Source organism: Pseudomonas sp. S2_F03 (genome assembly GCF_054668335.1).
Genome location: NZ_CP162759.1, coordinates 5629994 through 5644660, shown reverse-complemented (window position 1 = coordinate 5644660; position 14667 = coordinate 5629994). Strand labels below are relative to the sequence as shown.

The 14667-nt window shown below is 61.4% G+C and carries 13 protein-coding genes and 2 pseudogenes; 10 read left to right on the top strand and 5 right to left on the bottom strand.

Annotated elements, in window-relative coordinates:
- Window positions 1–120: 120 nt before the first annotated feature.
- Window positions 121–1443 (bottom strand): acetamidase/formamidase family protein, encoded by a 1323-nt coding sequence (locus tag AB4N76_RS26455; RefSeq protein WP_046027764.1) that lies wholly within the window; start codon window positions 1441–1443, stop codon window positions 121–123.
- A 473-nt stretch (window positions 1444–1916) separates the two neighbouring features.
- Here AB4N76_RS26455 and AB4N76_RS26450 point away from each other — a divergent pair.
- Together AB4N76_RS26450 and AB4N76_RS26445 are read left to right on the top strand one after the other, a co-directional pair.
- Window positions 1917–2964, top strand: a pseudogene (locus AB4N76_RS26450) (class I SAM-dependent methyltransferase).
- A gap of 88 nt (window positions 2965–3052) precedes the next feature.
- Window positions 3053–3895, top strand: coding sequence for an NAD-dependent protein deacetylase (locus tag AB4N76_RS26445; protein WP_460163756.1), 843 nt, complete (start codon window positions 3053–3055; stop codon window positions 3893–3895).
- A gap of 141 nt (window positions 3896–4036) precedes the next feature.
- On the opposite strand, the gene AB4N76_RS26440 is transcribed toward AB4N76_RS26445, so the two are convergent.
- Entirely contained in the window at window positions 4037–4936 is a 900-nt protein-coding gene (locus tag AB4N76_RS26440) for a LysR family transcriptional regulator (protein WP_077430349.1), read from the bottom strand.
- A gap of 150 nt (window positions 4937–5086) precedes the next feature.
- Here AB4N76_RS26440 and AB4N76_RS26435 point away from each other — a divergent pair, with 150 nt between their 5' ends.
- Genes AB4N76_RS26435 through AB4N76_RS26425 form a run of 3 tightly spaced genes read left to right on the top strand, consistent with a single transcriptional unit; the run spans window position 5087 to window position 7680 of the window.
- The gene (locus tag AB4N76_RS26435) at window positions 5087–5785 is read left to right on the top strand and encodes a CoA transferase subunit A (protein WP_046027771.1); all 699 of its coding nucleotides are present in this window, start codon (window positions 5087–5089) and stop codon (window positions 5783–5785) included.
- Between the two features lie 36 nt (window positions 5786–5821).
- Entirely contained in the window at window positions 5822–6487 is a 666-nt protein-coding gene (locus AB4N76_RS26430; protein ID WP_046027772.1) for a CoA transferase subunit B, read from the top strand.
- Between the two features lie 11 nt (window positions 6488–6498).
- Window positions 6499–7680 carry an acetyl-CoA C-acetyltransferase gene (locus AB4N76_RS26425; protein ID WP_460163755.1) on the top strand — a complete coding sequence of 394 codons (1182 nt, stop codon included), beginning with the start codon at window positions 6499–6501 and terminating at the stop codon, window positions 7678–7680.
- A gap of 264 nt (window positions 7681–7944) precedes the next feature.
- Here AB4N76_RS26425 and AB4N76_RS26420 read toward each other — a convergent pair whose 3' ends face one another.
- On the bottom strand, window positions 7945–8547 hold the full coding sequence (locus AB4N76_RS26420; protein ID WP_077430350.1) for an NADPH-dependent F420 reductase: 603 nt from the start codon (window positions 8545–8547) through the stop codon (window positions 7945–7947).
- 113 nt (window positions 8548–8660) lie between these two features.
- Here AB4N76_RS26420 and AB4N76_RS26415 point away from each other — a divergent pair, with 113 nt between their 5' ends.
- The gene (locus AB4N76_RS26415) at window positions 8661–9554 is read left to right on the top strand and encodes a LysR family transcriptional regulator (protein WP_046027777.1); all 894 of its coding nucleotides are present in this window, start codon (window positions 8661–8663) and stop codon (window positions 9552–9554) included.
- A 123-nt stretch (window positions 9555–9677) separates the two neighbouring features.
- On the opposite strand, the pseudogene AB4N76_RS26410 reads toward AB4N76_RS26415, so the two are convergent.
- Both AB4N76_RS26410 and AB4N76_RS26405 read right to left on the bottom strand, forming a co-directional pair.
- Window positions 9678–10998 (bottom strand): annotated as a pseudogene (locus tag AB4N76_RS26410) (Nramp family divalent metal transporter).
- 57 nt (window positions 10999–11055) lie between these two features.
- Entirely contained in the window at window positions 11056–11586 is a 531-nt protein-coding gene (locus tag AB4N76_RS26405) for a chalcone isomerase family protein (RefSeq protein WP_046027780.1), read from the bottom strand.
- Window positions 11587–11754: 168 nt separating this feature from the next.
- Here AB4N76_RS26405 and AB4N76_RS26400 point away from each other — a divergent pair, with 168 nt between their 5' ends.
- From AB4N76_RS26400 to AB4N76_RS26385, 4 genes are all read left to right on the top strand, one after another.
- The gene (locus AB4N76_RS26400) at window positions 11755–12549 is read left to right on the top strand and encodes a hypothetical protein (protein WP_460164642.1); all 795 of its coding nucleotides are present in this window, start codon (window positions 11755–11757) and stop codon (window positions 12547–12549) included.
- A 58-nt stretch (window positions 12550–12607) separates the two neighbouring features.
- Window positions 12608–13525 (top strand): aromatic amino acid exporter YddG, encoded by a 918-nt coding sequence (yddG, locus tag AB4N76_RS26395; protein WP_460163754.1) that lies wholly within the window; start codon window positions 12608–12610, stop codon window positions 13523–13525.
- Between the two features lie 84 nt (window positions 13526–13609).
- Window positions 13610–14281: a glutathione S-transferase family protein gene (locus AB4N76_RS26390; RefSeq protein WP_460163753.1), complete on the top strand. Its 672-nt coding sequence runs from the start codon at window positions 13610–13612 to the stop codon at window positions 14279–14281.
- 31 nt (window positions 14282–14312) lie between these two features.
- Entirely contained in the window at window positions 14313–14639 is a 327-nt protein-coding gene (locus AB4N76_RS26385) for a putative quinol monooxygenase (protein WP_460163752.1), read from the top strand.
- Window positions 14640–14667 lie beyond the last annotated feature (28 nt).

The following is a 14667-nucleotide window of genomic DNA, read 5'->3' as shown; positions in this document are numbered from 1 at the left end:
AACGGAATCACAGTTAATCGAAGCGCTGTATCGGGGCTGTGTTCGGTTGCGGCAGAAAATCGGATGGGATGTATCAGCGACGGGTCTGTACACACTGGGGTACAGACCCGCTGATGGGCGTTATGCCAGGTCGTATTTTTCACGCACCAAGTGGCCGATGCCGATGCGATCCAGCACGGTCATCGGGCACAGGAAGGTCACGCGCACGGTGCCGGGCAAGCGGCTAATGTCGATCGAGCCGGTGATGGTCGCGCGGTTAAGCACTTCGTCATACGGCAGGCCGGTGACCGAAGCGGCGCGCTTCAGACCGTTTTCGACCGCGACGTTGAGGTTCTCGCCGCTGCCGATGAACGTGATCGGGCCACTGTGTTCGATCTCGTGCTGCCCCCAGCGTTCGCCCAGTTCGCGGACTTTCTGCCGCTGTTCGGCTGTCATCGGGCGCGCCATGGGCGGCAGGTCGTCAAGGTTTTGCAGGAGAATCGGCCCTTCCAGCGTCAGGTGCTTGATCACTTCCACCTGCACTTCGGTTTCCCCGGAGCAATCGGTGGCATGCCCGGCGATCTCGCCGTTGCCCTGCTGGGCATGCATGTCGCCCATGTACACGCCGGCGCCCGGCACTTTCACCGGACAGATCAGCACGCAGCCTTCGCGGATCGAATTGGTGTCCATGTGGCCGTCGGTCTTCGCCGCGTGCAGTTCTTCGCGGGTCATGCCGAAACGGTGTGGCGCGTTGATCAGGTACTGGCCGAAATCGGCGCAGTTGTGCGAGTCCGGCAAGTCACGGGACGGCGTGGTGCCAATATTGCCGAGGAACGGGCGCATGTGCGCGGCGACGCCGGGGATGTCGGCGCGGGCCAGCGACAGGATCGAGTGCTGGGCGGCGAATTCCGGCAGTGCCGACATCTCGGAGGCGTTGCCGGCCAGTCGATTGGCAACGTCCTGATTGACGGTCAGGCTGACCTGATTTTGCGCATCAAACACGATCACGTAACCGTGGCTGAAACGAAACGCGCTGACTTCGGCGCCGCAGTTGTTGCAACGAATCGAGTCTTCACCGATGCCTTCGACGTGGCTGGCCGGGTGATCGGTGCCGCACCTGGAGCAGAATTTGGAGACGAACGGATCGCCGTTGTAGCGCCCCTCGACAAAACTCATGACCCCGGACGACGTCGCCAAAGAAGTCACGCGCATGCTTTTGATCTTGATCGCCACCGCATCGCCGACTTCGGCACCGGCGATGGCCACCGGTTGCGTGACTTCGTGGCCACCTTCGAACGCCGGCGTGATCATCGGCCCCCAGCAGCCCGGCGGGGTGCCGGTGATCAGCGTGCCACCGTCGGCCAACGGCCCGAGCATGGGCTGGCTCGGGCCGATGATGCCTTGGGTGTAATGGTCGACGCGCAGGCGATTGACGGGGTTGGTTTCAGACACAAGCTTAGTCATCAGGGGGTTCCCTTCACGGAGTGAGAATGCCTCGGCAGAACCAGAGTTCGGGCGCTGGATGGCTTGTACAGTTCATCGCAGGTTTGTATCCGGGCTGTGTTCGGCAATGGCCGGCAGTCGCAGAAACTGTATCGGGTGCGGGTTTAGATACAGTGCGATACACACCGCAAATCCCCTGAGGGAACACAAATCCCCTTGTGGGAGCGGGCTTGCTCGCGAAGGCGATATACCAGTCGATATATAGGGTGACTGACACACCGCCTTCGCGAGCAAGCCCGCTCCCACAGTGGCTCTGTGTCGATCAGGGAAACGGGTTTTCGTCGCTCCAGGCCGCAGCCCGCGGTCCACGAACTAAACTTAATTCACCCAGGACGTGCATCGGCGTCCTGTTCATTCTCACGACCACCGCCCAGAGCCGAACGCCTCGAAAAACAAGCCCTCTGGACCGTGATCCTGCCAAAGGAGCACACGTGATGGACGAGGCCAGACTCAATGATTTCATGGGCAAACTGGTAAATGACATGGGCGGCGCGGCGATGCTCGCCAACGTCATCCTCGGCGAGGAGCTCGGCCTGTATCGGGCGATGGCCGACAGCCAGCCCATCAGCCCTGAAACACTCGCCGGGAAAACCGGCTGCAACCCCCCGACTGGTGCGCGAATGGCTCAGCGCCCACGCAGCCTCCGGCTACATGGAACACCGCGACGGCCAGTTCCGCCTGCCCGAAGAACAGGCCCTGGCGTTGGCCAACGAAGATTCGCCGGTGTATGTGGCCGGCGGTATCGGCGTGGTCGCCTCGTTTTTCCATGACAAGGACAAACTGGTCAAGGCCATGCGCGGCGATGGCGGCCTGCCTTGGGGCGATCACCACCCGTGCATGTTCAGCGGCACCGAGCGGTTTTTCCGGCCCGGCTACAAGGCGCACCTGATCAGCGAATGGTTGCCGGCCCTTGAGGGCGTGGTGGCGAAACTGGAGGCTGGGGCGAAAGTCGCGGACATCGGCTGTGGCCATGGCGCCTCGACAGTGATCATGGCCCAGGCGTTTCCGGATTCGCGGTTTGTCGGTTTCGACTATCACGCACCCTCCGTCACTGTCGCCACCCAGCGTGCCGAAGAAGGCGGCGTGGCCGGACGCGCCCGGTTCTTCCAGGGTACGGCCAAGAGTTATCCCGGCGACGACTATGACCTGGTCTGCTACTTCGACTGCCTGCACGACATGGGCGACCCGGTGGGCGCGGCCAAACATGCCTATGAATCGTTGAAACCGGACGGCACGGTGTTGCTGGTCGAGCCGTTCGCCAATGACTCCCTCGACGACAACATCACACCCGTGGGACGCCTGTTCTACGCCGCCTCGACCTTTATCTGCACGCCCAATTCGCTGTCCCAGGAAGTCGGCCTCGGGCTCGGCGCCCAGGCCGGTGAAGCGCGCTTGCGCAAGGTCTTCACCGAGGCCGGGTTCAAGACGTTCCGGCGGGCGACGGAAACACCGTTCAACCTGATTCTGGAGGCGCGTAAATAGCCGTCGATCCGCACCCGGACAGACGAGCTGTCCGGGTGCCCGGTCTGCTACGCTGCAAGCACTCATGGCTCTCTCCGGAGTGTTGAACATGCTCGACAGATTCCTGCGCGAACAACTCGAACAGCTTCGCCAAATGATGGCCGAGCAGCCGTTCGTGGTCCTCACTGGCGCCGGCATCAGCACCCCATCGGGCATTCCGGACTACCGCGATAACCAGGGCGTGCGACGCGGCCGGCAACCGATGATGTATCAGGAGTTTCTCTCGGCCCCGCAATCGCGTCGACGCTACTGGGCCCGGGCGATGCTCGGTTGGCCGCGCGTACGCCTGGCGCAGCCAAATGTGGCGCACGAGGCGTTGGCCAGTTTGCAAAGCGCGCAGCACATCAGTGGGCTGATCACGCAGAACGTCGACACCTTGCACGACCAGGCCGGCAGTCACGATGTGATTGAGCTGCATGGCAGCCTGCACCGGGTGCTGTGCCTGGATTGTGGCGAACGTAGCGAACGCGATTCCATTCAACGGTTGATGGAGGCGCAGAACCCCTACCTGGCGGGTGTCGATGCGGTACTAGCGCCGGATGGCGACACTTTGCTGGACGCCGCGTTTGAGGCTCGGTTTCAAGTACCGCACTGCCCGCATTGCGCAGGCGAGCGAATGAAACCGGATGTGGTGTTTTTTGGCGAGAACGTGGCGCAGGCGACGGCGGCCAAGGCCATGGCGGCGGTTGAAAAGGCAGCGGGGTTGTTGGTGGTCGGGTCGTCGTTGATGGCGTATTCGGCATTTCGGTTGTGTCGGGCGGTGGCGGATCAAGGCAAACCGTTGATTGCGATGAACCTGGGGAAGACTCGGGCAGATGACATTCTGGATCTGAAAATTGCGGGCTCGTGCGAACAGCTCCTGCCCCTGCTGGCTCAACGCCTGACCACTTAATCACTGAAGCCCCGAATCCCCTATGGGAGCGGGCTTGCTCGCGAAGAGGCCAGTACATTCAGCATTAATGTTGCCTGCAACACCGTCTTCGCGAGCAAGCCCGCTCCCACATTAGATTTGTGTTGGTCATCAGACCCGTGTTCACCGCGCGGGCATGCTTTGGCCGAGTCCTTCTTTGAGGATGTCGAACAACGCCTGCGCCGCCGCCGACAGTTCTACCCCTGGCTTGGTCAGCACGCCAATCGCCCGTTCCACCACCGGATCACGCAAGGTAATGCAGTGTGCGCCCAGCTCTTGCATCTGCCCGGCGCACAACGCCGGTACCGCGCTTACGCCCAGGCCGCTGGCGACCATCCGCCCGACGGTCGCCAACTGATGACTTTCAAACTCCACCGGCAATTTCATGCCCCGCGCCTGCAAATGTTCTTCCAGCATCACCCGCACCGTAGAGGGTCGCTGCAAGGTGATGAACGGCTCCTTGAGCAGCGTTTGCCAGTCGATGGCATCGAGTTCGACCAGCGGCGAGTCCTTGGGCACGATGGCCACGAAGCGGTCCATGTACAACGGCGTGAACGCCAGCGACGAACTCTGCGTCGGCTCAAACGCCACGCCCAGCTCCACTTGGCGGTCGCGGACCATTTCCAGCACCTGCTCGTTGATCACGTCATTGACCGTGACGTTGACCTTCGGATAACGCGCACGGAACGTCTTGAGAATCGGCGGCAGCAGGTTGCCGGCAAACGACGGCATGGCCGCCAGCGTCACGCGGCCACGCTGCAGGGTGAAGCGTTGGCGCAGCTCATCCTCGGCGTTGTCCCAGTCAGCGATCAACCGGCGAGCCAGAGGCACCAGCGCCTCGCCCTCGGCGGTCAGCGCCACGTTGCGCGTGTTGCGGGTGAACAGGCGCCCGCCCAGCCCGTCTTCCAGCGCCTTGATCGTCAGGCTCAACGCCGATTGCGACAGGTGCAAGCGCTCGCACGCCACGGCAAAACTCAGACTCTGGGCCACAGCCAGGAAGGCGCGGATCTGCTTGACTGTCATGACCGGTGGCTCCAACGTATTACGGGCGATTGATTAGTGAGTTTTATCTATCAATCAACCTTAAAAATCAACTTAACAAATGAATGCAGTGACGCGACACTTCATCGCATACGGCTAGCCAGCCGCCCACAAAGAATAAAAGAGGTGCATATGGCAGGTTTCGACAAGCGCGTGAGTTCCTACGAGGAAGCCATGGCCGGTCTTGAAGACGGCATGACCGTGATCGCTGGCGGCTTCGGCCTGTGCGGGATCCCGGAAAACCTGATCAACGAGATCAAGCGCAAAGGCACTCGCGACCTCACGGTGGTTTCCAACAACTGCGGCGTGGACGGTTTCGGCCTCGGCGTGCTGCTGGAAGACCGGCAGATCAGCAAAGTTGTGGCCTCGTACGTGGGCGAGAACAAGATGTTCGAAGAGCAGCTGCTCAGCGGCGCCATCGAAGTGGTCCTGACCCCGCAAGGCACCCTCGCCGAAAAAATGCGCGCTGGCGGCGCCGGCATCCCGGCCTTCTTCACCGCCACTGGCGTCGGCACTCCGGTCGCTGATGGCAAGGAAGTGCGCGAATTCCATGGCCGCCAGTACCTGATGGAAGAATCCATCACCGGCGACTTCGCCATCGTCAAAGGCTGGAAAGCCGACCATTTCGGTAACGTGATCTATCGCCACACCGCCCAGAACTTCAACCCGCTGGCCGCCACCGCCGGCAAGATCACCGTGGTTGAAGTCGAAGAAATCGTTGAACCCGGCGAGCTGGACCCGGCGCAGATCCACACCCCAGGCATCTACGTCGACCGGGTCATTTGCGGCACGTTCGAGAAGCGCATCGAACAGCGCACCGTGCGTAAGTGATCCCCTGCCCCCGGACCGAATGAAGGAATAACAACAATGGCACTTTCCCGCGAACAAATGGCTCAACGCGTCGCCCGCGAAATGCAGGACGGCTTTTACGTGAACCTGGGCATCGGCATCCCGACCCTGGTTGCCAACTACATCCCCGAAGGCATGGAAGTCATGCTGCAGTCGGAAAACGGCTTGCTCGGCATGGGTCCTTTCCCTACTGAAGAAACCATCGATGCCGACATGATCAACGCCGGCAAACAAACCGTGACCGCACGTACCGGCGCTTCGATCTTTTCGTCGGCCGAGTCCTTCGCAATGATCCGCGGTGGCCATGTCGACCTGACCGTGCTGGGCGCCTTTGAAGTAGACGTACAAGGCAACATTGCCTCGTGGATGATCCCGGGCAAGCTGGTCAAGGGCATGGGCGGCGCCATGGACCTGGTCGCCGGCGCAGACAACATCATCGTCATCATGACCCACGCGTCCAAGGACGGTGAGTCCAAGCTGCTGGACCATTGCAGCCTGCCGCTGACCGGCGCCGGTTGCATCAAGCGCGTGCTGACTGACCTTGCGTATCTGGAAATCGAAAACGGCGCGTTCATTCTCAAAGAACGTGCGCCGGGCGTCAGCGTCGAGGAGATCGTTGCCAAGACGGCGGGTAAACTGATTGTTCCCGATCACGTCCCGGAAATGCAGTTCGCTGCCCAGTGAGGAATCCTTCCATGCAAGACGTCGTAATTGTTGCCGCCACCCGCACTGCCATCGGCAGCTTCCAGGGTTCCCTGGCGGGCGTGTCCGCGGTTGACCTCGGTGCGGCGGTGATCCGTCAGTTGCTGGCGCAAACCGGCCTGAACCCGGCGGAAGTCGATGAAGTGATCATGGGCCAGGTCCTGACCGCCGGTGCCGGGCAAAACCCTGCGCGCCAGTCCGCGATCAAGGCCGGCCTGCCGTTCACCGTACCGGCCATGACCCTGAACAAGGTCTGCGGCTCGGGCCTCAAGGCCTTGCACCTGGCGACCCAGGCGATTCGCTGCGGCGATGCCGAGGTGATCATTGCCGGCGGCCAGGAAAACATGAGCCTGTCCAACTACGTGATGCCGGGCGCTCGCACTGGCTTGCGCATGGGTCACGCGCAAATCGTCGACACCATGATCAGCGACGGCTTGTGGGATGCGTTCAACGATTACCACATGGGCATCACTGCTGAAAACCTGGCTGAAAAGTACAACCTGACCCGCAAGCAGCAGGACGCTTTTGCCGCCGCCTCCCAGCAAAAAGCCACGGCAGCCATTGAAGCCGGGCGTTTTGCCGATGAGATCACGCCGATCCTGATTCCTCAGCGCAAGGGCGACCCACTGTCCTTCGCCACCGACGAGCAGCCACGCGCCGGCACCACCGCTGAGGCGCTGGGCAAACTGAAAGCGGCGTTCAAAAAGGACGGTTCGGTGACGGCTGGCAACGCTTCGTCGCTGAACGACGGTGCTGCCGCCGTGATCCTGATGAGCGCCGACAAAGCCAAGGCCCTTGGCCTGCCGGTGCTGGCGAAAATCGCCGCTTATGCCAACGCTGGCGTAGACCCGGCGATCATGGGCATCGGCCCGGTGTCCGCCACCCGTCGTTGCCTGAGCAAGGCCGGCTGGTCCATCGACCAACTGGACCTGATCGAAGCCAACGAAGCGTTCGCCGCTCAATCGCTGGCAGTGGCCAAGGACCTGGAATGGGACTTGAACAAAGTCAACGTCAACGGCGGCGCCATCGCGCTGGGTCACCCGATCGGTGCATCGGGCTGCCGCGTGCTGGTGACCTTGCTGCATGAAATGATCAAGCGTGACGCCAAGAAAGGCCTCGCCACCTTGTGCATCGGCGGTGGTCAGGGCGTAGCCTTGGCAATCGAACGAGCGTAAAGCGTTCAACAGACTGCGCGGGGACCCACGAAGATCCGTCGCAGTCTGGTAACACCCCCGGTGCGATTCACCTCGCACCGGGTTCTACCGCATACCTTGTAGCAGCTGGCACATAACCTTGTGTAGCAGCTGGCGAAGCCTGCGTCCGGCTGCGAAGCAGTCGTAAAGTCAGGCAATGCGGTGCATCAGGAAGACTGAGTGCTCGGGTTTTACGACTGCTTCGCAGCCGGACGCAGGCTTCGCCAGCTGCTACAGATCGTGCGCTCAGGCGAATTTCACCAGGTTCAGTGCTGGCAACGGCCCGCCTGGAAACTGCACCAGCCGCGCACCGATGCTCAACGCCCCGAGATCGATGCCGAAGAATCCCAACCGATCGATCAGCGCCGCCACCCGGGCTTTGGCCTCGACATCATCCCCCGACATGAACAGCACTCTGCGACCACCCTCCGCGCCTGGGTCGCTTTCAAGCAACCGCGCCTGAAGGTGATTGAACGCCTTCACCACCCGCGCCCCCGGTACCCATTCGGCAAACACTTCGCTGGACATGCGTCCGTGCAAGTCCACAGCCTTGAACGATGGCGCCTCAATCGAGTTGTTGGCATCGATCACGATCCGCCCGCCGAAATCCGACAGCCCCGCCAACGCCGCTGGCAATTTCGACCAGTTCACCGCCACCAGTACGATGGGTTGGGCGGCGGCTTCTTCACGGGTGCCGGCACGCGCCGTCGGCCCCAGCTCTGCCACCAGTGACGCGAGGGTTTGCGGCCCGCGACTGTTGGCGATAACTACTTCAATGCCTTTGCGCGACAGGGCTCTGGCAAATGCTGCGCCGATGGCCCCAGCGCCAATGATTCCGATAGTGCTCATGGTGTATTCCTCTCAAGTGATTAACGGTGGGATGAATACTGCCCTTGCCATTAGCGCGTGATTAGCCGGTAATGCCTTGAATCATCTTCAAGCATTGCTATCAGGCAACCGACATGGAAACCCTTGCCAACCTCGAGTGCTTTGCCCGCAGCGCCGAAACCGGCAGTTTTTCGGCAGCCGCGCGATTGCTGGCCCTGACACCGGCAGCCGTCAGCCGCAACGTGGCGATGCTTGAACGCAACCTCGGTGTGCGGCTGTTCCAACGCTCGACCCGCAAGCTCTCACTGACCGAGGCCGGCGAGCGTTTTCTGGCGAGCATCGGCGGCAATCTTGAGGCGTTGCAGGCGGCAATCAGCGCGGTGAACAGTGATCGGGGTGAGCCCGCCGGGGTGCTTAAAGTCAGCCTCGCACCGACCTTTGGCATCGGTCATATCTTGCCGCTGTTGCCAGCATTCCTTGAGCAATACCCATTGATCCGACCGGAATGGCACTTCGAAAACCGCCCCGTGGATCTGATTGCCGAAGGCTATGACGCGGCCATCGGTGGCGGCTTCGAATTGACGCCCGGTGTGGTGTCGCGGACGTTGGCGTCGGCGCACGTGGTGGCGGTTGCTTCCCCGGCCTATCTGGCCGTGCACCCGGAGCCCGCGCATCCGGCGGACTTGTCCAGGCACAGCGGCATCGTGATGCGCGGCAGCCGCACCGGGCGGATTCGTCATTGGGTGATGCAGGACGGTGCGGGCCGTGAAGCGTCGGCGGATCTGAGTGAAAACATCGTGCTCAATGACCCGGCGGCCATGCGCGAAGCCGCGATACTCGGTCTGGGTGTGACGCTGCTGGTGTTGCCGGACGTGATCGCCAACCTCCAGCGCGGCGAACTGGTGCGCTTGCTGCCCCACTGGCACGCGGACGCGGGGCCGATTTCGCTGTATTACCCGAGCCGAACGCTGATGCCGGCCAAGACCCGAGTGTTTATTGATTTTGTGGTAGGCGCATTCCAGAAATAATCCACGCTGATCGTTCCCACGCTCTGCGTGGGAATGCAGCCCGGGACGCTCCGCGTCCCATCCAGAGCCGAACGCGGAGCGTCCGTTGAGGTATTCCCACGCAGAGCGTGGGAACGATCAGCGTCAGGCCAGAAACTGGAAGATCAACCAGCTATTCGCCCCACTGATCACCGCAAACAATCCCCACACCAACACCCGCGTCGGCCACCGATTCACCAACGGCCCCATCAATTTGTGATCACTGGTCATGCGAATCAGCGGGTACAACGCAAACGGCAATTGCAGACTCAATACCACCTGGCTCAACACCAGCAACTTGCCGATCGCATCATCCCCCATCAGCCAGACCCCGATGAACGCCGGGATCAACGCCAGCCCACGGGTGATCAGAGCGCCGTTGCCAGCACGGAATCCGCAGGTTCAGAAAGCCTTCCATGATCACCTGCCCGGCGATGGTCCCGGTAAAGGTCGAACTCTGCCCCGACGCCAGCAACGCCACGCCGAACAGTACACTGGCCATCGCCCCGCCAACCAGCGGGTCCAGCAGGTGATAGGCATCCTGAATGTCCACGACATCGGTATGCCCGGTCTTGTGGAATGCGGCCGCCGCGAGAATCAGGATCGCCGCGTTGACCAGCAACGCCAACGCCAGCGAGCCGATGGTGTCGATGCGCGCCAGTTTCACCGCATCCTGCTTGCTGGCCAGGTGCTTGCCAATCAACCGGGTTTGTACGATGGAGGTGTGCAAATACAGGTTATGCGGCATCACCGTGGCCCCGAGAATACCGATCGCCAAATACAGCGGCGCGGCCTCGCTGATGGCGGACAGTGACGGTGTGAACCCTCGGGCGACTTCCGGCCAGTAGGGTTTGATCAGCAACAGTTCGACAAAAAAACACACGCCGATGGTGCTCACCAGCACCAGCATGATCGCTTCCAGTCGACGGAAGCCACGGTTTTGCAGGGCCAGCACCAGCAGCGTGTCGAACGCGGTCAGTGCGATGCCAAACGTCAGCGAACACCCCAGCAACAGATGGAACGCCAGCGCGCAGCCGAGCACTTCAGCGAGGTCGGTGGCGATGATCGAGATTTCCGCCAACACCCATTGAGTTCGCGCGGTACGGGTGCTGTAGCGCTCGCGGGACAACTGCGCCAGGTCACGCCCGGTGGCAATGCCCAGCCGCGAACACAAACACTGCACCGCCATCCCGGCCAGGCTCGCCAGCAGCACCACAAACAACAGGCTGTAACCAAACCGCGAACCGGCTTCGATGGCGGTCGCCCAATTGCCGGGGTCCATGTAACCGATGGACACCAGCAAGCCTGGGCCGGCAAAGCGCAACACACGTTTGAAGAATGACGCACGAGGGTCGACCGGGACGGAGCCCGCCACCTCTGGCGGGCAAAACGGCGCAGTAGCGGTTTTCGGCAAACTGAATTTCACACGATGATCCATCAACAGGTGGTAAGGCGCGGGGTCGCGCGCAGATCATCGCAAACTTTACGGGACAACGCCCAGCAACTGCTGGCGCAACTCGGGATTGCTCGTGTGCGGGTCGAACCAGATCGCGAAAAACGCCCGGGCGAATTGCGGGTCGTTCACTTCACGCAACAATTGCTGACCGACAAAAAAACGCGCGCCCTGCCCTGGCAGATAGACGCCGGTCAATCGCGTGCCGGGCTGCACATCGATGAACGACTGCTGCATCAGTGCCTGCCACGCCGCCAACTGCTCGGCACTGACCGTATCGCCGCAGACTCGCTTGATTTCCTTGACGGTCGCTTGCACCAACTGCTCGCGGGAGATCGAGCGCTGGTAAATCAGCTCCAGGGCGAACGGCTTATCACTGGAGAACGGTCGCTCCACGCTCCAGAGCCGCGCACTGTAGACGTCAAAACCGTACTTGCGAAACTCGCCGCTGCCAATGAGCTGCGCACCGGGTAACGCCTCCTGCCAATTAGCCAGCGCCTGGCAACCGAGCAGTGCCAGCAGCCAAAGACCATGGCGCAGTGATGAGCGTTGGCGGTTCATGCTGAGTTCGCCCCCCTCGAGGAATGCCTTGATAAAACGTATGTGTAAAAGCGGGTTTCGTACAATTTTCGGTGCTCTTATTTTTGTATACAAAATCACCATATCCGTAGCGCAATCTACTGCATGCAATGTTACCGTTGCCACCTCACCCTGATCGGAGATGTGCGCGTGTTGATCCTCAAACTGCTGGTGATCCCGGGATTTCTGCTGCTGATTTCACTGGCCGGTAAACGCTGGGGGCCAAGCGTGGCCGGTTGGCTGTCGGGATTGCCGGTGGTGGTCGGGCCCATTCTGCTGTTCCTCGCCCTCGAACAAGGTGAAGCGTTCGCCGCACAATCGGCCACGGCGGCGTTGTCGGCGATGTTCGCGATGATTGCCTTCTGCGTGACCTATGCCCAAGTCGCCCAGCGGACCGAATGGCCGTTGGCGTTGACGGTTTCACTGTTAGTCTGGACGGGGGTGGCGATGGTTCTGGCGCTGATCCCTGCGTCCCTGCTGTTCTCCGTGTGCGCCGCCGCGACCGCGCTGCTCGCCGCACCGTACCTGTTCCCGACCGTGAAGCCCTTGACCAGCGGCCCGGCACCCAAGTCCGACAAACTGATCCTGCGGATGATTGCCGGCGCCCTGCTCACCTTGATCGTCACCTTCCTGGCCAGCACCGTCGGTGAGCGCTGGAGCGGCCTGCTCGCGGTGTTCCCGGTATTGGGCAGCGTGATGGCGGTGTTTTCCCAGCAAACCCGAGGCCCGGCGTTCACGGCGGCGTTGCTGCGAGCGACGGCCACGGGCATGTATTCGTTCGCGGCGTTTTGCCTGGTGTTGTCGTTGGCGCTGCCGCACATGGGGCTCAACGCTTTTGTGCTGGGCGTTACCGTGTCGGTCGCCATGCTGGCCATGACCAAACGCTTGCTGGCGCGGCCGGTCGGCGCGACGACGGGCGCTGGACGAACAGCGATCAAGGACTAAGCTGCAACGAGTCATCGGGCAAGGATGTTGCCCGCCCCTATGCGCTGAAGGAACAGACATGACTCAGTCTCGCGTGCGCAATGCCGGACCGGCGACGGCCGTCGGCGTGATTGCGATCTTCCTCTGGTCTTGTCTTGCGCTGCTGACCACCCTGACCGAAGGCATTCCACCCTTTGAACTGCTGACCCTGAGTTTCGGCGTCGCGTTTGCCGCGAGCCTGATCATTCTGGGGCGCCACGGGGTGGCCGGTTTCAATAGCTGGCGCCAACCCTGGGCGGTATGGGCCACTGGCTTCGTCGGGATTTTCGTTTATCACGCGCTGTATTTTTTTGCGCTCAAGGTCGCACCGGCGGCCGAAGCCAGCCTGATCAACTACCTGTGGCCACTGTTGCTGGTGCTGCTGTCGGCGTTCGCCGCCGGAGAAAAGCTGCACAAGCGCCAAGTGCTCGGCGCCTTGCTGGGCCTGGCGGGCACGGCGTTCATCATGCAGCAACGCGCGACGCACACCGCTGGCGCAATGCCCATGGCCGGGTATCTGGCGGCGTTCGGTTGTGCGCTGATCTGGGCTGGATACTCGGTGTTCAACCGCCGCTTCAGTGAAGTCCCGAGCAGCATTATTGGCGGCATCTGTGGCATGTCCGCGGCTGCGGGGCTGGTTTGTCACCTGGCCTTCGAAACCACCGTGAGGCCCGACTCGGCTCAATGGGCCGCCATTATTGTCCTCGGCCTGGGACCGGCAGGCCTGGCGTTTTTTGCCTGGGACCACGCCACCAAACACGGCCACCTGGCGACGCTGGGGGCCCTGTCCTATCTGGCGCCATTGATGTCGACCCTGTTGCTGATCGTCGTTGGCCATGGTTATGCCGGGCCGATCCTGATCATTCCGGCGCTGCTGATTATTGCCGGGGCGATGATTGCCACGTGGCAAGCCACCGACAAAAGCCCTGCAACACGTTCGATTACTTCGCACGAGTAGAGCAACAACCTCGCACGTCAATCGAACAGGTTTCCCGCAACATCACCCTCAGTTCACCCCCCATCACTGACTGAGGCCTACACCATGAAATTCTTTTTCCACCCTTCGCCTAACCCGATGAAAGTGGCCCTGCTGCTCGAAGAGTTGCAAACGCCTTATGAATTGATCGGCGTCGACACCTTCAAAGGCGAACAACACCTGCCAGCCTTTTTGGCGATCAACCCGAACGCCAAAGTGCCCGCACTGGTTGACGGCGACGCCACCGTGTTCGACTCCCAGGCGATCCTGTTGCACCTGGCGCAAAAACATCAACGCTTCCTGCCGACCACCGCGGCCGGCAATGCCGAACTGCTGTCGTGGCTGATGTTTATCGCCACCGGCCTGTCGCCATTCTCGGGGCAAGCCGTGCACTTCCTGCACCACGCCCCCGAAGACCTGCCTTATGCCAAGAACCGCTACTTGAAAGAAGTCGAGCGTCACTACCGCGTACTCGACCAGCGTCTGGCCGATCATCAATACCTGGCCGGCGACACTTACAGCATCGCCGACATGGCGCTCTGGGGTTGGGCCAATTACGCACCGTACATCCTTGGCGAGAACGGCCTGGCGGCATACCCGAACGTCAAGCGCCTGTTCGATGAAATCAGTGCCCGCCCGGCCGCACAGCGAGCCCACGGCCTGAAAGAAAAACTGGTATTGAAGGCTGAGTTCGACGAAGAAACCCGTCGCAACCTGTTCCCGCAGAACCAGGCTTAATCCACCAATTACGGCATTCGAGGGTGATGAAATGAGTGATCACGTCGCGTTTATCGTTTACCTGCCGGCGAAACCCGAACGGTTCACCGAAACCAAAGAGCGGCTGCTGGACGTGGTGCACCAGATGTCCGCCGAGCCAGACTTCGTCAACACCTGGGTCCACCAGTTGCAGGACGAACCGAACACCCTGGTGCTCTACGAAACCTGGAACTGCAGCAAGGAAGACTTCATCGCGCGTCACCTGAGCAAACCGTATCGCCAGGAATACGAAAAGCTATTGCCGGACTTGTTGGCCACGGAGCGTCGGATCGAGTTTCTGGAAGTGATCCGCAGCTATCCGTCGCGCCGCGAGGTGTAAACCGACACCGCGCTGGAATGCTTTACAA